The organism is Streptomyces sp. NPDC043876 (assembly GCF_056435825.1).
The window spans coordinates 410,905-429,033 of the sequence record NZ_JBWKDV010000008.1; the positions used below are offsets into that span (position 1 = coordinate 410,905).

General features: G+C 73.8%; 20 protein-coding genes. 11 read left to right on the plus strand and 9 right to left on the minus strand.

Annotated features, from left to right (window positions below; translation table 11 throughout):
- Positions 1 to 89 precede the first annotated feature (89 nt).
- Positions 90 to 1,286, plus strand: coding sequence for a cytochrome P450 family protein (locus AC0693_RS25910; RefSeq protein ID WP_469336268.1), 1,197 nt, complete (start codon positions 90 to 92; stop codon positions 1,284 to 1,286).
- Here the strand turns inward: AC0693_RS25910 and AC0693_RS25915 are convergent.
- Positions 1,273 to 1,908 carry a TetR family transcriptional regulator gene (locus AC0693_RS25915; RefSeq protein ID WP_478803020.1) on the minus strand — a complete coding sequence of 212 codons (636 nt, stop codon included), beginning with the start codon at positions 1,906 to 1,908 and terminating at the stop codon, positions 1,273 to 1,275. The genes AC0693_RS25910 and AC0693_RS25915 overlap by 14 nt on opposite strands.
- A gap of 105 nt (positions 1,909 to 2,013) precedes the next feature.
- On the opposite strand from AC0693_RS25915, the gene AC0693_RS25920 reads away from it, so the two are divergent.
- The 4 genes from AC0693_RS25920 (at position 2,014) to AC0693_RS25935 (ending at position 4,303) form a co-directional block, all read left to right on the plus strand.
- Entirely contained in the window at positions 2,014 to 2,193 is a 180-nt protein-coding gene (locus AC0693_RS25920; RefSeq protein WP_356412365.1) for a hypothetical protein, read from the plus strand.
- Positions 2,190 to 2,555 carry a hypothetical protein gene (locus AC0693_RS25925; protein WP_469336264.1) on the plus strand — a complete coding sequence of 122 codons (366 nt, stop codon included), beginning with the start codon at positions 2,190 to 2,192 and terminating at the stop codon, positions 2,553 to 2,555. The genes AC0693_RS25920 and AC0693_RS25925 overlap by 4 nt, the downstream gene beginning before the upstream one ends.
- Before the next feature lie 87 nt (positions 2,556 to 2,642).
- Entirely contained in the window at positions 2,643 to 3,560 is a 918-nt protein-coding gene (locus tag AC0693_RS25930) for a MurR/RpiR family transcriptional regulator (protein ID WP_356412361.1), read from the plus strand.
- 359 nt (positions 3,561 to 3,919) lie between these two features.
- A complete protein-coding gene (locus AC0693_RS25935; RefSeq protein WP_356412359.1) occupies positions 3,920 to 4,303 on the plus strand; it encodes a hypothetical protein in 384 nt (127 codons plus the stop codon).
- A 51-nt stretch (positions 4,304 to 4,354) separates the two neighbouring features.
- Here AC0693_RS25935 and AC0693_RS25940 read toward each other — a convergent pair whose 3' ends face one another.
- The gene (locus AC0693_RS25940; RefSeq protein ID WP_469336262.1) at positions 4,355 to 4,999 is read right to left on the minus strand and encodes a cysteine hydrolase family protein; all 645 of its coding nucleotides are present in this window, start codon (positions 4,997 to 4,999) and stop codon (positions 4,355 to 4,357) included.
- 76 nt (positions 5,000 to 5,075) lie between these two features.
- Between AC0693_RS25940 and AC0693_RS25945 the strand changes: the two genes are divergently transcribed.
- Positions 5,076 to 5,534 (plus strand): pyridoxamine 5'-phosphate oxidase family protein, encoded by a 459-nt coding sequence (locus AC0693_RS25945; RefSeq protein ID WP_469319819.1) that lies wholly within the window; start codon positions 5,076 to 5,078, stop codon positions 5,532 to 5,534.
- A 29-nt stretch (positions 5,535 to 5,563) separates the two neighbouring features.
- Here the strand turns inward: AC0693_RS25945 and AC0693_RS25950 are convergent, their stop codons facing one another.
- Positions 5,564 to 6,463: a LysR family transcriptional regulator gene (locus AC0693_RS25950; RefSeq protein WP_469336260.1), complete on the minus strand. Its 900-nt coding sequence runs from the start codon at positions 6,461 to 6,463 to the stop codon at positions 5,564 to 5,566.
- Positions 6,464 to 6,537: 74 nt separating this feature from the next.
- Between AC0693_RS25950 and AC0693_RS25955 the strand changes: the two genes are divergently transcribed.
- Positions 6,538 to 7,518 (plus strand): DMT family transporter, encoded by a 981-nt coding sequence (locus AC0693_RS25955; protein WP_478803021.1) that lies wholly within the window; start codon positions 6,538 to 6,540, stop codon positions 7,516 to 7,518.
- Between the two features lie 137 nt (positions 7,519 to 7,655).
- On the opposite strand, the gene AC0693_RS25960 is transcribed toward AC0693_RS25955, so the two are convergent.
- Positions 7,656 to 8,987, minus strand: coding sequence for an aminotransferase class I/II-fold pyridoxal phosphate-dependent enzyme (locus tag AC0693_RS25960; protein ID WP_478803022.1), 1,332 nt, complete (start codon positions 8,985 to 8,987; stop codon positions 7,656 to 7,658).
- A 37-nt stretch (positions 8,988 to 9,024) separates the two neighbouring features.
- Here AC0693_RS25960 and AC0693_RS25965 point away from each other — a divergent pair, with 37 nt between their 5' ends.
- Positions 9,025 to 9,714 carry a pyridoxamine 5'-phosphate oxidase family protein gene (locus AC0693_RS25965; RefSeq protein WP_478803023.1) on the plus strand — a complete coding sequence of 230 codons (690 nt, stop codon included), beginning with the start codon at positions 9,025 to 9,027 and terminating at the stop codon, positions 9,712 to 9,714.
- On the opposite strand, the gene AC0693_RS25970 is transcribed toward AC0693_RS25965, so the two are convergent.
- Both AC0693_RS25970 and AC0693_RS25975 read right to left on the minus strand, forming a co-directional pair.
- Positions 9,696 to 10,733, minus strand: a complete 1,038-nt coding sequence (locus AC0693_RS25970; protein WP_478803024.1) for a DMT family transporter — start codon at positions 10,731 to 10,733, stop codon at positions 9,696 to 9,698. The genes AC0693_RS25965 and AC0693_RS25970 overlap by 19 nt on opposite strands.
- A gap of 206 nt (positions 10,734 to 10,939) precedes the next feature.
- Positions 10,940 to 11,989 carry an EamA family transporter gene (locus tag AC0693_RS25975; protein ID WP_478803025.1) on the minus strand — a complete coding sequence of 350 codons (1,050 nt, stop codon included), beginning with the start codon at positions 11,987 to 11,989 and terminating at the stop codon, positions 10,940 to 10,942.
- A 139-nt stretch (positions 11,990 to 12,128) separates the two neighbouring features.
- On the opposite strand from AC0693_RS25975, the gene AC0693_RS25980 reads away from it, so the two are divergent.
- Complete coding sequence (locus tag AC0693_RS25980) at positions 12,129 to 12,560, plus strand: type II toxin-antitoxin system Rv0910 family toxin (protein WP_478803026.1); 432 nt, start codon at positions 12,129 to 12,131, stop codon at positions 12,558 to 12,560.
- Positions 12,561 to 12,646: 86 nt separating this feature from the next.
- On the opposite strand, the gene AC0693_RS25985 is transcribed toward AC0693_RS25980, so the two are convergent.
- Positions 12,647 to 13,261, minus strand: coding sequence for a PadR family transcriptional regulator (locus AC0693_RS25985; RefSeq protein WP_469319811.1), 615 nt, complete (start codon positions 13,259 to 13,261; stop codon positions 12,647 to 12,649).
- Between the two features lie 319 nt (positions 13,262 to 13,580).
- Here AC0693_RS25985 and AC0693_RS25990 point away from each other — a divergent pair, with 319 nt between their 5' ends.
- Positions 13,581 to 14,450 (plus strand): PhzF family phenazine biosynthesis protein, encoded by an 870-nt coding sequence (locus AC0693_RS25990; protein WP_478803027.1) that lies wholly within the window; start codon positions 13,581 to 13,583, stop codon positions 14,448 to 14,450.
- Between the two features lie 36 nt (positions 14,451 to 14,486).
- On the opposite strand, the gene AC0693_RS25995 is transcribed toward AC0693_RS25990, so the two are convergent.
- Together AC0693_RS25995 and AC0693_RS26000 are read right to left on the minus strand one after the other, a co-directional pair.
- On the minus strand, positions 14,487 to 15,284 hold the full coding sequence (locus AC0693_RS25995; RefSeq protein ID WP_478803028.1) for a CPBP family intramembrane glutamic endopeptidase: 798 nt from the start codon (positions 15,282 to 15,284) through the stop codon (positions 14,487 to 14,489).
- 165 nt (positions 15,285 to 15,449) lie between these two features.
- On the minus strand, positions 15,450 to 16,985 hold the full coding sequence (locus AC0693_RS26000; RefSeq protein WP_469319808.1) for a glutamate-cysteine ligase family protein: 1,536 nt from the start codon (positions 16,983 to 16,985) through the stop codon (positions 15,450 to 15,452).
- A gap of 493 nt (positions 16,986 to 17,478) precedes the next feature.
- Between AC0693_RS26000 and AC0693_RS26005 the strand changes: the two genes are divergently transcribed.
- Complete coding sequence (locus AC0693_RS26005) at positions 17,479 to 18,114, plus strand: hypothetical protein (protein ID WP_356412323.1); 636 nt, start codon at positions 17,479 to 17,481, stop codon at positions 18,112 to 18,114.
- The last annotated feature ends 15 nt before the right edge of the window (positions 18,115 to 18,129 follow it).

An 18,129-nucleotide genomic window follows, 5' to 3' on the forward strand; every position in this document is an offset into this window, starting at 1 on the left:
GGACGGCCTCGCACCGGCCCGGACCGACTCGGACCGGTCCGGCGTCACTAGAGTGACGACATGGACCTCCAGCAGCTGCGCGCCACCGCGTGAGCGCCCCGCGGCAGGACCCGGACCCGCTGCGCGACCCGCGGTTCTTCACCGACCCCTACCCCGCCTACGACCGGCTGCGCGAAGGCTGCCCGGTGCGGCGGATCCCCACCGGCTCCGGCGGGCGCCCCGCGTACCTGATCACCGGGTATGCCGAGGCCCGCGAGGCGTTCACCGATCCCGGCCTGTCCAAGGACACGGCCCGCTTCTTCGCCGGCCGCCCCTCGGACCGCGACCTGCACCCGGCGCTCTCCCGCACCATGCTGGCGAGCGATCCGCCCGAGCACACCCGCCAACGGCGGGTGGCGACGCCGCTGTTCACCACCGGGCGGGTACGGGCGCTGCGCCCGTACATCACGCGCGTCGTCGACCGCCTCACGGCCGCGTGGCGGCCGGGCGGCGAGGTCGACCTGGTGGCAGAGCTGGCGGTACCCCTGCCGGTCACCGTCGTCTGCGAGCTGCTGGGCGTGCCGGAATCCGACCGCGCCCCGCTCGCCGGGTGGTCCCACGACCTCTTCGACGCGACCGACACCGGCCGCGTCGACGCCGCGTCCCACCGGATCGGCGCCTATCTGACCGACCTCGTCGGCGCGGCCCGCGCCACCCCCGGCGACGGTCCGCTCCACTCCCTCCTGCGCGACTGCGACGAGGGCGGCCTCGACGGCGACGAGGCCGTTTCCCTGGCCGCCCTGCTCCTGGTCGCCGGGCACGAGACCACCACCGGGTTCATCGGCAACGCCGTCCTGGCCCTGCTCCGGCACCCGGAGGCGTTCGACCGGCTGCGCCGGGATCCGGACCTGATCCCCGGCGCCCTCGACGAACTCCTCCGCTTCGACTCGCCGGTGGGCGTCGCCACCTTCCGGTACAGCACGCGGGACCTGCGCGTGGGCGGGGTCGACATCCCGGCGGGCTTCCCGGTGCTCATCGCCCCCGGGGCGGCGAACCGCGACCCGGCGGCGTTCGCCGATCCGCACCGCCTCGACCTCGACCGCGACGCCGGCGCCCACCTCGCCTTCGGCCACGGCATCCACCGCTGCGCGGGGGCCCCGCTGGCCCGGGCCGAGGCGGAGGCCGCCCTGCGCGTGCTGGTGACCCGCTTCCCGGACACGCGCCTGGCCGTCCCCGAGCAATCCCTGGCCTGGCGCCGTACCCGCCTCACCCGCGGGCTGACCGCCCTGCCCCTCAACCTGGCCTGACGTCCTCCCAGTTGAGCCGGCCCGCGTGGATCAGCCACAGCTGGCGCCGCGCGGTGTCGGTGACATCGGCCCACGCGTTGCCCTCCAGGGACGCCGCCAGGTAGGCGGACGCCGTCATCACCATGTGGTCGACGTAGAGGCGGACGAGCATCAGCAGGTCCTCGTGGCTCCAGCCGGCGCCGAGCGGGTCGGCGGCGAGGTTTTCGGCCATACCCCGGGCGAAACCGTCCAGCCGGCCGGCGACCGCTTCCCGTACCCGGCGCACGCCGCCGTGCCGTTCCCGGACGATGAAACGCAGGTGCGCGGGGTAGGCGCGGACGAGTCCGGCCATCAAGTCGACCGCCGAGTCGATGCGTCGGGCGGCGATGCCCGAGCCGTCGAAGATCGAGGAGATGCCCTCGTGCAGGTTCTCCAGCGCCTCGTCCACCAGCGCGATCCCGAGTTCCTCGACGTCGGGGAAGTGCCGGTAGAAGGCCGTCGTCGCCACTCCCGCCGCGCGGGTCACCTCCCGCAGGCCCAGGCTGCCGAGGCTCCGCTCCTCCAGGAGCGAGAGCGCGGCGTCCAGCAAGGCGCGGCGGGTGCGGAGGCGTTGGGCCTGACGGGCCCCGACAGTCTGGTTCATGACGGAAAGTAAACCCCGGACCCGCGGGAGGCGCTTGCCATCATTTAGACTGGGTAGTCAGTGAACAACTGTCACCGATTCTAGGAATCTGAAGGAGGATGCACGATGCTCTTCCTCGTAGCGGCCCTCATGCTCTTGGGGATCCTGCTGGGGACCGTGGCGCACGTTCCGGCGACGGTCACGCTCGTCGCCACGGCCGCGATCGCCGCCTGGCTGATGATCTTCGCCGTACGGGAGCGGACCGGCCGGCACCACCGCGCCGACCGCCGGGGAGGTACCTCATGACCGCGCTCCGGCCCTCCGTCCGGGACCACCACCCGGCCCGCCCCAACACCACCACCAGCGAGCGACCCGCTCCCCCCGCCCCGGAGTCCCACCCCGGCCCTCCCGCCTCCGACCGCCCCGCTCCCGGACGCCGCGACGCCGACGCCATGGCCGTCGTCTCCTTCGTCTGCGGCCTGGTCGGACTCCTGGTGATGAACCTCGTGCTCGGACCGGTCGCGATCGTCCTCGCCGGTCTCGCCCTGCTGCGCGGCACGACCCGCCCCGGCCGCGCCCGCTTGGGGCTGGTCCTCGGCATCGCCGACCTCGCCGTCCTGGCCTTTCTGGTCAGCGCGGACCACACGTGGTCGTGGAGCATCGGCTGACGTCCGTCGCGGCGGTGGACAGCGGAGAGGTGGGCACAGGGTGTGAGCTATGTTGGGTGACGAGTGACATGAGAGGGAGGCCCGCCGGTGTCATCCGGGCAGCAGGCACGCGCCCAGGCCGCCGCCATCACGCCGGGCGGCCCGTCGCCCGACCGTGAGCGCGCCCCCGGCGAGCGGGTCCGGGCGCTGTTCGACGGCCACCGGCTCTCCCCGGGGCAGCGGCGCATCGCCCAGTACCTGATCGACCACCTCACCGAGGCCGCCTTCCTGTCCATCACCGAGCTGGCGGAACGGGTCGGCGTCAGCCAGCCGTCCGTGACCCGCTTCGCCGTTTCCCTCGGCTTCAGCGGCTATCCCGCCCTGCGCGACGCGCTCCAGCCGATCGCCCTGAGCGCGGTCGCGGGCTCCCCGGCCGGCAGCGGACAGTTCCGCCACAACGAACTGCAGGCGGCCGTGGACGCCGAGATCGAGAACCTGCACCACCTGCGCCGGCTGCTGGCCGACACCGACCAGGTGCTGGACATCGGCCGCGAGCTGGCCGGCTCCGTGCCGCTGACGGTGCTGGGCCTGCGGATCTCCGTGTCGCTGGCGGAGTACTTCGCCTACGCCGCCCGGCGCATCCACCCCGACGTGCGGCTGGTGACTCGCGGCGGCAGCGTGGCCTACGACGCCCTGCTCCAGTCCCGGGCGGCCGGCGGGACCTGGGTACTGGCCTACGCCATGCCCCGGCACGCCAAGGAGACCCTCGGCGCGCTCCAGGCCGCGCGGAGCGCGGGCCTGCGGACGGCGCTCATCACCGATCCCACGCTGGGGCCGCTGGCGGACGCGGCGGACGTGACGCTGACCGCGGGCACCGGCTCCCGGCTCGTCTTCGACTCCTACGCGGCGCCCGGCATGCTCTCGGCGGCCCTGCTGCAGGCGATGGCCGACGCGGATCCCGAGCGGACCCAGGCGCGCCTCGAAAGCTACGAGCAGGTCGCCGACCAGCACGGTTTCTTCCTGTAACCGTTCCCCCTGCGCGCCGTCCATCCCCCCTTCGGGCCGGTCCCGCCCGGCTCGACACCCTCTCGTGCGGCGATGACTTTCAGCCACGGCGGCGCATGTAATTTTTCATTCTCTTGCTTACTCCACGGTATATATGTTTACTTGCCCAGCGCGCCCGGATCCACCAGACGCCAGGGAGGGCGACCCCACGTCCTCCCGGAAACAGACACGGCCGTGACGGCTCCTCCTCACGTCACGACCGTGCCCGGTCCCGGCTTTCGGATCCACCGGAGCGCTCACGGCGGCCCCGGTCAACCCCTGGGCCGGGGCCGCCGAGCAACGTCTCGATCAGAGTTCGACACCACTCGGAAGCGACGAGAATGCGCCAGACTGCCTCCATCACGCACAGCCCCGACTGGCCCTGCCAGGTCACCGCGCCCGGCACCCAGGACTGGGAACGCACCGCGACGCGCTGGCTGCGCGATCTGCTCCCCGCCCGGTACGGCACCTACCCGACCCTGGTCCGGCACCCGGCTCTCCTCGCGCGGCACGCACAGCTCCAGCTGCGGCACGAGGTGCGGACGATGCGGATCGCCCTGGAGACCAGCCGGGCGGAACTGCCGGCGATGGGCGTGGCGGCGTCCGTGATCGAGAACTCCATCAGGATGTACGCCGTCGAACTCCAGCAGCTGAGCCGCCTGGCCCGGGGGGTCCGCCTGGTCGGCGACGCCCTCCTGTCCCACGGCGCCGGCCGCCGCGCCTGACCTCGGGCCGCACCCGCCCCGGGCGGCCCGCCCGTACCGTCCGGTCCGTGCTCAGGGCCTGGCCCACGTCCCGATGACGTCCTCGGCGGTGGTGACGGTCGCCACCAGCGCCAGCGAGTTGCGGATCAGCTGCGGCGCATAGGCGGCGGGCACCCCGGCGATCGCGTCGGCCGGGACCACGACGGTGTAGCCGAGGTTGACGGCGTCGAAGACCGTGTTCGGTATCGCGACGTTGGCGGAGACCCCGGTGACGACGAGGGTGCGGCAGCCGAGGTTGCGCAGCAGGGCGTCCAGGTCGGTCCCGGCCATGGGGGACAGCCCGTGCAGGCGGCGTACGACGATGTCCCGGTCGGCCACCTCGATGGGTGCGGCGACCTCGACGGCCGCGGTGCCGGACAGCTGCCGCACCGGGAGCCTGTCCGCCGCCCGGAACAGCCGCGCGTTGGAGTTGGCCCCGAGCCCGTCCGGCCGCCGCTCGGCCACCGCGTGCAGGACCTGTACGCCGGCCAGGTGCGCGGCGTCCACCAGCGCGGCCACCCGCCCCAGCATGCCCGACTCCCGCGCCTGCGCGGCCAGTTCGGGCAGCGCGCCGTCCTCGCCGACGACGCCGTTCTGGCACTCGACGGTCAGCAGCGCGGTGGTGGCGGGTGCGAGTTGCGCCCTGAGCCGGTCGCGGCCGGCGGCGTCCTGGGACATGCATCCCCCTGGCGTGATGGCGGAAGAGCCCTCATGATTCCTGACACATAGTCAGATGTGAAGGGGCGTGGGGCAGATGGACGGCGCACAGCGGCGCGGCCGCCGGATCATGATGACCGGGGAGGAGGTGGACGCCTTCCTGCGCACCCAGCGCACCTGCCGGGTCGCCACCGTGTCCGCCGACGGCCGCCCGCACGTCGGCGCCCTCTGGTTCGTCTGGGACGGCACCTCCCTGTGGCTGTACTCGATCACCCGCAGCCGCCGCTGGGCCGACCTGCGCAAGGACCCGCGGCTCTCGGTGGTCGTGGACGCGGGCGAGGAGTACGACGAGCTGCGCGGCGTCGAACTCTCGGGCGACGCGGTCTTCGTGGGCGAGGCGCCCCGCACCGGCGAGCCGTGCCCCGAACTGGAGGAGCCCGAACGGCTCTTCCCGGTGAAGAACTTCGGCATGACCGAGATGCCGCACGACGGGCGGCACGCCTGGATCCGCCTCACCCCGGACTCGGTGGTGTCCTGGGACTTCCGCAAGCTGTGACCCTCCGCGGCCCGCGATCCGCAGCGGGTTCAGAGGAGGGCCGCGGTCTCCCGCAGCGCCGACACGGCGGCCCGGATCGAGGGCCGCCGGTCGGCGTCCGCCCGCCAGACGACGTACACGTGCCGGCGCAGGCTGTCGCACACCGGCAGCAGCCGCACCCCGGCCGGCACCGGCCCCCGCCCCAGCCGCGGGGCCACGCACACCCCGAGCCCGGCTTCGACGAACGCCAGCTGGGTGTGGTGCTCCTCGGCGATGTGCGCGATGCGCGGCTCGACGCCCAGCCCGCGCAGCGTGAAGACCAGCCACTCGTGGCAGAACTGGCCCTCGTTCCAGGAGATCCAGTCGTCGCCGGCGAAATCGGCGAGGGAGATCCGGCTCCGATCGGCCATCGGGTGCCCCGCGGGCATGGCGATGTCGACGGAGTCGTCGAGCAGATGGGCGCGGGAGAGTTCGGCGGGCACCGGCATCCGCCGGTTGTGCCAGTCGATGGCCACCGCGAGGTCGAGGTCGCCGCGCACCACGGCGCGCATGCTCTGCTCGGGCTCCTGCTCCGTCACCCGGGTCCGCAATTCGGGGTGTTCGGCGCGCAGCGTGCGCAGGGTGCCCGGCAGCAGCCCGCGCATCGCGGTGGGGAAGGCGCCGATCCGCAGGTCCCCGACGGCGCAGCCGCGCCGTGCCTCCACATCGGACTGGGCCAGCTCCACCTGGGAGATGATCCGCGCCGCGTGGTCGGCCAGGAGCCGCCCCGCGTCGGTGAGCCGGACTCCGCGGCCGTTCTTGCACAACAGGGGCTGGCCGACCTCGCGTTCCAGTTTGGCCATCTGCTGGGAGACGGCGGAGGTGGTGACGTGCAGGCCGTCGGCGGCTCCGCTGACCGACCCGTGGCGGGCGAGGGCGTCGAGCGTGCGCAGGCGCTCCAGGTTCAACATGTAAGCGATGCTACGGCGTCAGGCGCACGAAGTCTCGCTTGTCCTACGACGTCGTAGCTAGCAGAGTGATCTCCATGAGCGCATCCGCACCCGCCCGCCCGGCCCTCCCCGCCTCCGCCGACCCGACCGCCTCCGCCCCCTCGCCCACCTCGACCGCCACCCCCCGCCCCGGCCTCGACTGGCGGATCCGCTTCGCGATCCTCTCGGTGGTCTGGGGGTTTAGCTTCCTCTTCGTCAAGGTGGGCACCGAGGGATACGCCCCCTTCCACGTCTCCCTGGGCCGGGTCTTCTTCGGCGCGCTCGCCCTGGTCAGCGTGCTGCTCGTGCGCCGCGAACCGCTCCCCCGGGGCCTGCGGACCTGGGCCCACCTCTCGGTGGCGGCCCTGCTGCTCAACAGCGCCCCCTTCTCCCTCTTCGCCTACGCCGAGCTGAGCATCCCCTCCAGCCTCGCGGGAATCTGCAACGCCACTTCTCCGCTGTGGGGCATGGCGCTCTCCCTGGTCGCCCTCTCCGAGGACCGTCCGACCCGGCGCCGCTTCGCGGGCCTCGGCCTCGGCTTCCTCGGGGTCCTGACCGTCCTCGGCGCCTGGCAGGGCTTCGCGGGAGTCGACGCGAAGGGTACGGCCCTCGCGCTGCTGGCCGCGCTCTGCTACCCCATCGGCTGGATCTACGTCCGGCGCACCCTGGCCGGCGTCCAGGGCTCTCCCGTCGCCCTGACCGGCGCCCAGCTGATCGTCGCCACGCTCCAACTGGCCGCGATGAGCGCCCTGTTCACCACCGCGCCGACGTCCTTCCCGCTGTGGCCGACCCTGTCGGTGATCGCCCTGGGCGTCCTCGGGACGGGGATGACCCTGCAGATGCAGTACCGCCTGGTCTCCGAGATCGGCCCGACGACGGCCCAGATGGTCACGTACTTCATCCCCGTCATCGCGACCACGGCCGGCGTCCTGGTGCTGGGCGAACACCTGCACTGGAACACCCCGGTGGGCGCCGCGATCGTGCTGGCGGGGGCAGCCCTGACCCAGACCCGCCCCGGCGCGCGCACACTCCGCTGACCGCCGCCGGGCGGCCCGCGCGCCGACCGGCCGGGATCCGGACCAGCCGGACCCCGGCCGGTCGCCGTGCAGCGGATCCCGGCCCGGCCGCACCCCGGCGGAGCCCGGCCGCTCGCGCCGCAGCGGGCCCCGCCCGCTCAGTCGTACCGGGCCCCCCTCGCCGGACGGACCGCCTCCGCCACCGCGTCGGCCAGCGCCGAAATCTCCTCCCGGGCCACCGGTGACACGGTGATCCGTACGCCGGACCCGCTGTCCACCCGGAAGCGCGCCCCCGGCGCCACCGCCCAGCCCGCCGACAGCAGCCGGGTCACCACGCCGGTCTCGTCCGTCACCGGCACCCACGCGTTCATGCCGCTGCGGCCGTGCGCGGCCACGCCCCGCTCGCCGAGCGCCGCCACCAGCGCGTCGCGGCGCTCCCCGTACGCCCGCGCCACCACGCGCGGGTCCACGGCCCCCGAGGTCCACAGGTCGATGACCGCGTACTGGAGCAGCCGGCTCACCCAGCCCGGCCCCAGCCGCTGGCGCCCCAGCACCCGGTCTACCGTGACCGGGTCCCCCGTGAGCACCCCGAGCCGCAGGTCCGGCCCGTAGGCCTTGGCGGTGGACCGCACCAGCGCCCAGTGCCGGGTGACCCCGCCCAGGGATTCCAGCGGCAGGTCCACCATGCCGTGCCCGTGGTCGTCGTCCACGACGAGGACGTGCGGGTAGCGGGCCAGCAGCCGCCGCAGCTCGGCCGCCCGCCCCGCGCCCAGCAGCGCGCCCGTGGGGTTCTGCGCCCGCGCGGTCACCACCAGGGCCCGCGCCCCCTCGGCGAGGGCCCGTTCGACGGCTTCGGGCACCGGCCCGTCGTCGTCCACCGCCACCGGCGCGATCCGCAGCCCCAGGGCCGGGACCAGATCCAGCACGCTGCCCCACCCCGGGTCCTCGGCGGCCACCGCGTCGCCGGGGCGCAAGTGCGCCGAGAGGACCCGTTCGATCGCGTCCAGCGCGCCCCCCGTCAGCCCGACGGGCCCGGCCGGTACGCCGTCGGCGTCGAGCCCGGCCCGGGCGAGCCGGGCCAGCTCGGGGACGACGGGGTCGTCGCCGTACCGGGTGGGCGCCCGCGCGTAGCGCCGGGCGGCCGCCGCCAGCGCTGCGGTCAGGTCGGGCAGCACGGCCGGGTCGGGGTTTCCGCTGGCCAGGTCCCGCCCGCCGGGCGGCACCGCCACCCGCAGGGCGTCCCGCGGGGTGCTGGCGGGGCGGGCCCGCACCCGGCTGCCGCGGCGCCCGTCCGTCTCGATGACCCCGCGGTCGCGCAGGGTCCGGTAGGCGGCGGCGACGGTGTTCGGGTTGACCCCCAGCTCCCCCGCCAGTTCCCGCATCGGCGGCAGCAGGGCGCCGGGCGCCAGCCGGCCCGCGGCCACGCCCGCCTCGACGCTGGCCGCGATCTCAGATGCACGACGTCCCACGATCACGTATTCTCCTAGCACAAAGAACAGTATGCACTAGTGCAATGGAGTCCGCATCATGACCGCCACGCCCACCGCCCCGCGGATCCCCGCGCCCGGCGCCTACGAGCCCACCGACCTGACCGTCCCGTCCCGCTCGCGCGACCGCGCCCGCTACGACCGCGAGACGGTGCACGCGATCCTCGACGAGGGCTACGTCTGCCACCTCGGCTTCGTCCGCGACGGCGCGCCGGTGGTCCTGCCGACCCTCTACGGCCGGGTCGGCGAGGCCCTCTACCTCCACGGTTCCACCGGTTCGCGCCCGCTGCTCGCCGCGGGCAAGGCCGACCCGGGCCTGCCGGTCTGCGTCACCGTCACGCACCTCGACGGGCTGGTGCTCGCCCGGTCGGCCTTCCACCACTCGATCAACTACCGCTCGGTCGTGGTGCACGGCACGGCGTACGAGGTCACCGACGAAGCCGAGCGCCGCACCGCCCTCGACGCCCTCGTCGACCAGGTGGTGGCGGGCCGCTCGGCGGACTCCCGCCCGGCGAACGCCAAGGAGCTGGCGGCCACCGCCGTCATCCGCCTCGACCTCGAACAGGTCTCCGCCAAGCTCCGCACCGGCGGCCCCAACGACGAGGCCGAAGACCTCGGCCTGCCGTTCTGGACGGGCGTGGTCCCGGTCGCCCGGGCCTACGGCGCCCCCGTTCCGGCGGCCGACCTGGCCCCCGGAATCGGCGTACCGGACTACCTCGCGGCGCTCTGAGCGGGTACGGGCCCCACCTCGGGCCCGCCCGCCCCGCCGCCCGCGGCTCCGCTCCCGGCTTCGGCTCCGGTGGCGCCCGCCCGCGTCCGCGCGCTCGCCGGGGCGGCGTCAGCCTCCGCCGGACGGCGGCCCTCCGCGACGATCAGCGCGAGGACCGCCGTCAGCAGGAGCACCGTGCCGAGCACCACCGGACCGGTCAGCCGCTCCCCCAGCACCAGCACCGCGATCACCGCCGCGCTCACCGGCTCGATCAGCATGATCACGGACACGGTGGCGGCCCGCACCGCCGCGGCGCCGGTGAAGTAGAGGACGTACGCGAGCGCGGTCGGCACCGTCGCCACGTACACCAGCAGCCACAGCACCCGGCCGGGCTGCGCGGTGTGCGGAAGCAGCCCTTCCAGGGCCGCGAGCGGCAGCAGGCAGACGGTCCCCACCGCCAGCGACCACGCGGTGGTCACCAGCGGATCCCCGCCCGCCCCGCGCCGCCCGAGGGAACGCGTCCGCAGGGTCATCGCCGCGTACCCGCCCGCCGAGAGCAGCGCCCAGCCCACCCCGGCGGGCCGCACCTCGGCGCCCCCGCCGCCCAGCGTCAGGGCGGCGAGCCCCGCCAGCGCCCCGCAGACGGCGGCCGCCCCGCCCCGGCCGAGCCGCTCGCCCATCCAGTACCGCGCCCCCAGCGCGATGAGCACCGGTCCCGCGCCCAGGGTGACGACCGTGCCCACCGCGAGCCCGGTCTCGCGCACCGCGGTGAAGTAGGCGGCCTGGAACAGGGTGAAGAGCAGCCCGGTACCGATCAGCGAGACCACCGGGGGCCGGGACGCGACCTCCGCGCGGCGGCGCCGCGGACGGCGGACGGCCAGTGCGCAGAGCAGCAGGACGAGGGCGCCCGCGCAGCGCCAGAAGGACAGGGAGAGCGGGCCGAGGTCGCTGGCCAGGAAGAGGAGGGAGGCGGCCGCCCCGGCGGTGCCCCAGGCGGCTCCGGCGACGACGAGGTACAGGTGCTTCGAATGCTGCGACACGTGTGCTCCGCGTGACGTGAAGGATGAGGGAAAAGGTCATCGCTTCGCGGGCAGCACGGAACCGCCCGGGGACTCCGGGCACGGTTCGGTCGCGCAGGGAGGCGAGGCCGCCCGCGTCAGGCGGCGGGAGGCGGAAGCACGGTCATCGGCATGCCGCGAGCTTAGCGCCGCGGCCGGAAAGTTTCACCAAGTCACGGCGCCCGGCACTAGGCCGTCGTCGCCGTCCGGTCCAGCGCGCCGTGCTCCAGCGCGCCGTGCTCCAGCGCCCCGTGCTCCAAGGCCCCCCGGTCCAGCACGCCCGGGCCCAGGGCCGCCGGGTCCGGGACCTCCGGCGGGGCGGGAGGTGCGGGCGGGGCGGGCCGCGAGGTCTGTGCGATGAAGGCGCCGCCCAGCACCAGCGCGCCGCCGATGACCTGCGGGGTCGAGAGGTGCTCCCCGAGGAGCACCCACGCGAGCACGGTGGCCACGACCGCTTCGAGGCAGGCGACCACCCCCGCGACCTGCGGCGAGAGCATCCGCACCGACACCACGCCGGTCAGATAGGCGGCGACGGTCGCGATCAGCACCACCCAGCCGATGAGCACCGCCGCGGGGACGAGGAGGTCGCCCACCGCCGCGTCGCGGCCGAGGACCCCCCACTCCATCTCCCAGGGACGGGCGATCACCGTCATCAGGAGGGTGCCGATGATCATGCCGTACGCGATCACGCCGAGCGGATCCGGCGCGTCCTCGCCGTCCGCCCCCTGGTCGGCCAGGACGAAGTAGAAGGCCTGGCAGCAGGCGGCGGCCACCCCGAGCAGCACGCCGAGCAGGTCGAGCCGCAGCCCGGCCCAGATCTCGACCACGCAGGCCAGTCCGACCACGGCCACGGCGGCCCCGGCGGCGGCCGCCCGGGTCACCGGCTTGCGCTGCACGAAACGGATCCAGCCGAGGAGCAGCGCGGGGCCGAGGTATTCCAGCAGCAGGGCGACGCCGACCGGGATCCGGGACAGGGAGGCGAAGTAGAAGGCCTGCACCCCGGCCACGGCCACCAGGCCGAAGCCGGCGAGCAGCGCGGGTTTGCGGAGCAACAGCCCGCGGTGGCGCCAGGCCAGCGGAGACAGCACGAGCGCCGCCCCGGCCACCCTCAGCCAGACCACGTGCAACGGGTCCAGACCCGCCTCGATCAGCGGCTTCGCCGCCACCCCGGAACCACCGAACGCGCACGCCGAGACGAGGGCGAGGCCCAGTCCGGCATTTCTCCCTGACGCTTGCATCGGCACATCATGACAGCCGTCGTCAGGACCGTCACGAGCGTGACGCCTGTTGAGATTTCCTGACTGGCCGTCAGCCTTGAATGTTCCGGCCGCCGGGGCTACCTTCCGCCGGACACAGCCGACGAGAAGGGGCGGTCCCATGGCCGAAGTCACCGCGGAATCACGCATCGAGGCCTCCGCCTCCGCGCTCTGGTCGCAGCTCACGGACTGGGACGCGTACGGCGAGTGGAGCGCGACCCACACCGGATTCCCCAAGGGCGGTCCGGAGACGCTGGCCGTCGGATCCACCTTCGCCGAGAACATGAAGATGATGGGCTTCCCGGCCGAGGTCGTCTGGACCATCGAGGAACTGGAGACCGAGCGCCTCTTCGCCATCCGCGGCAAGGGCCCCATGGGCGTGATCGTGGGCACCCGCTACACCCTGGTCCCCGACGGGGACGCGACCACCGTGCGCATAGACGGCGACTTCCAGGGCGCGGCCGTCTCGCTCATGGCGGGCAAGCTGAAGGACTCGGCCACAGCCGCGCTGAACGAGTCCCTGCGCAAGCTGGCCGCCCTGGTGGCCGCCTGACCCCACTCGCGCCGAAGCGCCCCGCGCGCGATGACGTCAGGGACGCTCATCGCGCGCGGGGCGCCGGGCCTGCCGGCCGTCGGTACTCAGTGCTCGCCGGCAAGGATCAGGTAGAGCTTCTTGCGGGCCTCGTTGATGACCGCGACGGCCTTCTCCCGCTGCTCGGACGAGCCGGTCTTCCAGACCTGGCCGAAGGCCTCCATCAGGCCGAACCCGGCCGTACGGATCTCGTCCATCGCCTCGCGGTCGAATCCGCGCCCGGCCTCTTCCCACGGGGCCGAAGGGCCCGCCTCGGCCTCGGTGCGGCCCGCGTCGGTGAGCGTGAACAGCTTCTTGCCGCCCTCGCTGACGCTGGTGATCAGCCCCTCGTCCTCCAGCATCTGGAGGGTCGGGTAGACGGAACCGGGGCTGGGCTTCCAGGCCCCGCCGCTGCGCTCGCCGATCTCCTGGATCATCTCGTAGCCGTGCATCGGCCGGTCGGCGAGCAGCGCCAGGATCGACGCCCTGACATCACCCCGCCGGGCCCGCCGGTGCGGTCCGCCCCGCCCGCCGCGCCCGCCGAAGGGCCCGCCGAACGGCGGCCCGAACGGGCCGAAGGCGGCGCGTCGGCCCTCGAAGTCCCCCTGACGGTCCGGCCCGCAGTGTCCGTGCCCACGACCGTGCTCGTGTCCGTGACCGTGCTCGTGTCCATGTGAACGCATGGCTGCGCTCCTTTCGTCTGCATTTCCTCTGATGTGCCGGTGTCGTTGTCCGACATCACTACGATCGCTGATCGCTCGCGATGTGTCAACGATATATCGGGAGTGTTCTTTTACGTCCGACCCCCTCCCAGCCCGTCCGGCGTTTGAGGACCGGGTCTGGGCGGAGCCCAGGACGCCCAGCCGCAGGCGCACACCCCACCGGCACCCCACCGGCACCCCGCCCGCACCCCACAGGCCGACCCGCCCTCCGCCCCCGGGGATGCCAGTCCCCCCGGATTGGCATTGGGCCGCACCCCCCGACCCGCCTACGGTCAAAGCCATGCGCATCCGAATCGTCGACGCCTTCACCACCCGCCCCTTCCAGGGCAACCCGGCCGGAGTCCTCCTCCTGGACGCGGCCACCGGTTTCCCGCCCGACCCCTGGCTCCAGTGCGTCGCCGCCGAGGTGAACCTCTCCGAGACCGCCTTCGCCCACCCCCTGCCCACCGGCGGCCCCGCCGACTGGGCCCTGCGCTGGTTCACGCCGACCGCCGAGGTCGACATGTGCGGTCACGCCACCCTCGCCACCGCGCACGTCCTGGCCGGCGCCGGCCTGGCCGCCGGCCCGGTCCGGTTCGCCGCTCGCTGCGGGATCCTCACCACCGAGGCGGCCCCGGACGGCACGGTGACGATGGACTTCCCTACCTCAGCCCTGACCCCGCACGACCTGCCGACCCACCTGGCCCAAGCCCTGACCGGCGGCAGCAGCAGCAGCAGCAGCAACAGCAACGACACCCCCGCCCCGCAGATCCGCTCCGTCCACGACACCTCCCCCCACATCGGCGACCTCCTGGTCGAACTGGCCGACGAGCGCGCCGTGCGCGAACTCCGCCCCGACCTCGCGGCGCTCGCCGCCTACGCCCGCCGCGGCATCATCGTCACCGCGGCCGCCGAGGACCCCGCCCGGGGGTACGACTTCGTCTCCCGCGGCTTATTTCCCGCCGTCGGCGTGCCCGAGGACCCCGTCACCGGCAGCGCCCACACCGCGCTCGCGCCCTTCTGGGCCGCGCGCCTGGGCCGCGACGAGCTGACCGGCCTCCAAGGCTCCGCGCGCACCGGCCTGGTCAAGGTCCGGCTCGCGGGGGACCGTACGTTCCTCACCGGGCACGCCGTCACGGTCATCGACGGCGAACTCCTCACCGCCCCCTGACCGCCCCCGTACCCGGCCCGCCCAGCCACCCGCCCGTCAGGGCGTCGGCAGCCAGCCGACCTTGCCCGCCAGCAGCGCGTACCCCCCGAAGGCCACGATGTCGAGCAGGGCGTGCGCGGCCACCAGCGGCCCGACCCGCCCCCAGCGCCGGTAGAGCAGGACGAAGACGACGCCCATCACCGCGTTGCCGACGAACCCGCCGATCCCCTGGTAGAGGTGGTACGAACCGCGCAGCAGCGCACTGGCCGACAGGGCGGCCCACGGCGACCACCCCAGGCCGTCCAGCCGGCGCAGCAGGTAGGCCAGCACGATGACCTCCTCGACCACGGCGTTCTGCACCGCGGAGAGGATCAGTACGGGGAACTTCCACCACACGTCGGGCAACGCCTCCGGCACCACCGTCAGGTTGAAGCCGGAGGCGCGCGCCGCCAGATAGAAGGCGAGTCCCGCGCTCCCGATCCCGGCCGCGACGAGCGCCCCGCGCCCCAGGTCCCCGCCGGGCCGGGTGCGGTCGAAGCCCAGCACCCGCAGCCCGGGCGCGCCCTCCCGGGTGAGCAGGTGGGCGACGAGGAGGACGGGGACGAGGGCGGTCGCGATTCCGAAGAGCTGCCAGGACAGGTCGAGCCAGGGGCGGCCGGGCGCGTAGGAGCCGTTGAGCGTGGCGGCCTGGTCCTTCAGGCCGCCCGGTTTGGTGAGCGAGCCGATGAAGCTGATCAGCGCCGAGACCCCGCTCGCGCCCAGCGACAGGGCGAGGACCAGCAGCGTCTCGGTCCCGAGGACCCGCCGCCCGTCCTCGCTCGACGTCCCGACCACCGGCTCCGGATCCGCACGCACGCCTGACTCCGTCCCGCCAACCCGCCATCCCGCTCCGACGCCCCCATACTGCCCCTTCGACGGCGGAAGCGGATCATCGGGCGGTACCGGACCACCCGGCGGTACCGGGCCACCCGCCGGTACGGGACCGGGCGGTACGGGAGCACCGGGCGGCGCGGGCGGTCCTCAGCGTCCGGCGGTCACCGCGGCGCTCACCTCCTCCTCCGGCAGCCCGGCGGGCCAGGTGTGCACCGGGTCCCCCTTGTACATCAGCTCGGTGTAGCGGCGAGTGGTCGCCGCGAGCGCCGCCTCCCGCTCCAGCCCGGCGGCCAGCGCCCGGTGGTAGGTGTCCACCTGCCAGGTCGAGCCGTTGACGCGCCTGCGGCACCGTTCCTCGATGATCCCGAGGTAGTGGTCGCGGTCCGCGGGTTCGATCCCCCAGGCGTCCAGCCCGGCCGCCGCCATCGGCAGTAGTTCGTCGAGCACCAGCCGGACCGCCGGCACGCTCGCCAGTCCGCCGCCCCGGCCCCGGCGCGGCCAGCGCAGCCGCGCGTCGATCCCGTACCGGCAGGCGGCGTCGAAGTTGGCTTCCGCCTCGGCGAACGGCAGCCGACCCCAGACGGGGCGCGGTTCGTCGGCGAGGGTGCGCACCAGCCCGTAGTAGAAGGCGGCGTTGGCCACCACGTCCGTGACGGTGGGCCCCGCGGGCAGCACCCGGTTCTCCACCCGCAGGTGCGGCACCCCGTCGGCCACCCCGTACACGGGCCGGTTCCAGCGGTAGACGGTGCCGTTGTGCAGGACGAGTTCCCGCAGCCCCGGCACCCCGCCCTCGGCGAGCACCCGCAGCGGTTCCTCCTCGTCGCAGATCGGCAGCAGCGCGGGGAAGTAGCGGACGTTCTCGGCGAACAGCTCGTACGCCGAATCGACCCAGCGCTCGCCGAACCAGGTCCGGGGGCGCACGCCCTGCGCCTGGAGTTCGGGCGGCCGGGTGTCGGTGGCCTGCTGGAAGAGCGGTGGCCGCGACTCGCGCCACAGCTCGCGGCCGAACAGGAAGGGGGAGTTGGCGCCGACGGCGATCTGCACGGCCGCCACCGCCTGCGCCGCGTTCCACACGTCCGCGAACCGGGCCGGGGTGACCTGGAGGTGCAGTTGCACCGAGGTACAGGCCGCCTCCGGCACGATCGACCCCGCGGTCCAGGTCAGCCGCTCCACCCCGTCGATGTCGAGGACGAAGTCCTCCCCCCGCATCGAGAGGATCTGTTCGTTCAGCAGGGAGTACCGGTCCACCGCCGAGAGGTTGGCGGCGACGAGGTCGCGGCGCGAGATCGTCGGCAGGATGCCGATCATCACCACCCCGGCGTCGATCTCCGCGGCCTGCCGGTTGGCATAGGCGAGACTCGCGCTGAGTTCCTCGGCGAGCTGGTCGAATACCCGGCCGTCGAGCCGGTGCGGAAGTATGTTGACCTCCAGGTTGAACATTCCCAGTTCGGTCTGGAAATCGGGGCTCGCAATCCGCTCCAGTACCTGTGCATTCACCATTCTCGGCAAACCGTCGGAACCCGCGAGATTCAACTCGATCTCCAGCCCCATCATGTTCTTGGGGCGATCGAACCTCTTCTCCGCCAGAAGCCGCTCCAGTCCCTCCAGGCACTCGTGAAGCTTCCTCCGATACCGTTGCCGATCGGACAGGTCGAATCCGCCTGCCACGACCTTCTCCCCCATCGAAGCGTCCCTCCACGAGTGGGCCTGGCCCGGTCCACCCAGGCGCGCGTTACGGTCGATGATGCCCCGGCCCGGTGATCGATAACGCGGCGGGGTCACGACTGGCGGACAGCGCGCGCCGGTTTGGCCGACGGGCGCTATGGCACATTCATCTGGCAAGGGGCATCCTGCGAAGTCCCCTTCGCATTTTCGGCCGTCGCAATACCGGCACTTTCCAGCCGAGCACCCGTCGGGTAACCTCCGAGGTCAGCGCGAGGTGTACGCGTGCGCGCAGCTCCGAATCCTCCGCAGCCAGACCGGTATGCGCCTTGTCCGCAATGGCCGGGACAGCTAGCCGAAACATTGCGTGAACACAGGTCGTATAAACTCCGCAAACGAGGCAGAGAGTTGGCGCGCGGCCATTGCCCCTCAGCCCCTCTCTGGCCCCAGAATGCGACAGCGCCGTCCGCACCTCCCCCGTTCCCCAGGTCTCCCAAGTGAGAGGCGACCCACCATGCCGCTGCATGTCCCTCCGGCCCCCGCGCCCGCCGTGCGCAGCGTCCTCGCGGCACTCGGTTCCCCCACCGCCGTCCACGAGGCACTCACTCCGGCGCTGCGGGCCCTCCCGGGACCGCTGACGCCCGAACTCCCCCTCCCGGTGCACGTCCTGGACCGGCTCCAGTTCCTGCCCTCGGCGGCGGGCCGGCCGCCCCGCACCCGGCTCACCGGCTGGCGGTTCCTGATCCGCGGCGGCGACCGCTTCGTGGCGGCCGCGGACACCCGGCTGACGGCGGACGGCTGGGTCTTCTCCCACTTCTTCGAGGGACCTTACGTCGCCGCCACCGAACGCGCCCTGCGTCAGGCGGAATCCCTCGGCAAGAACTACCAGCCCCGGCTGCTGTCCGTACCGGAGCTGTACATGCTGACGCTGTGGCTGCACGAGGGGGTCGGGGCCGACCCCGCCGCCGGACTGCCCGCCGCCGCGGACCTGCTCGTGCCGCTGGCACCCGCCCCGCCCGGCATCGCCCCCTACCGCCCGCACCCGGTCTCGGAACTGCTGCCCGTGCTGACCCACCGGCTCACCCGGCAGAACGCGCCGCGCCCCGAGAGCCCGCCGGTGCCGCCGACGATGGCGGCGCCCGCGGCCTGACGCCCGCGCCCCGGC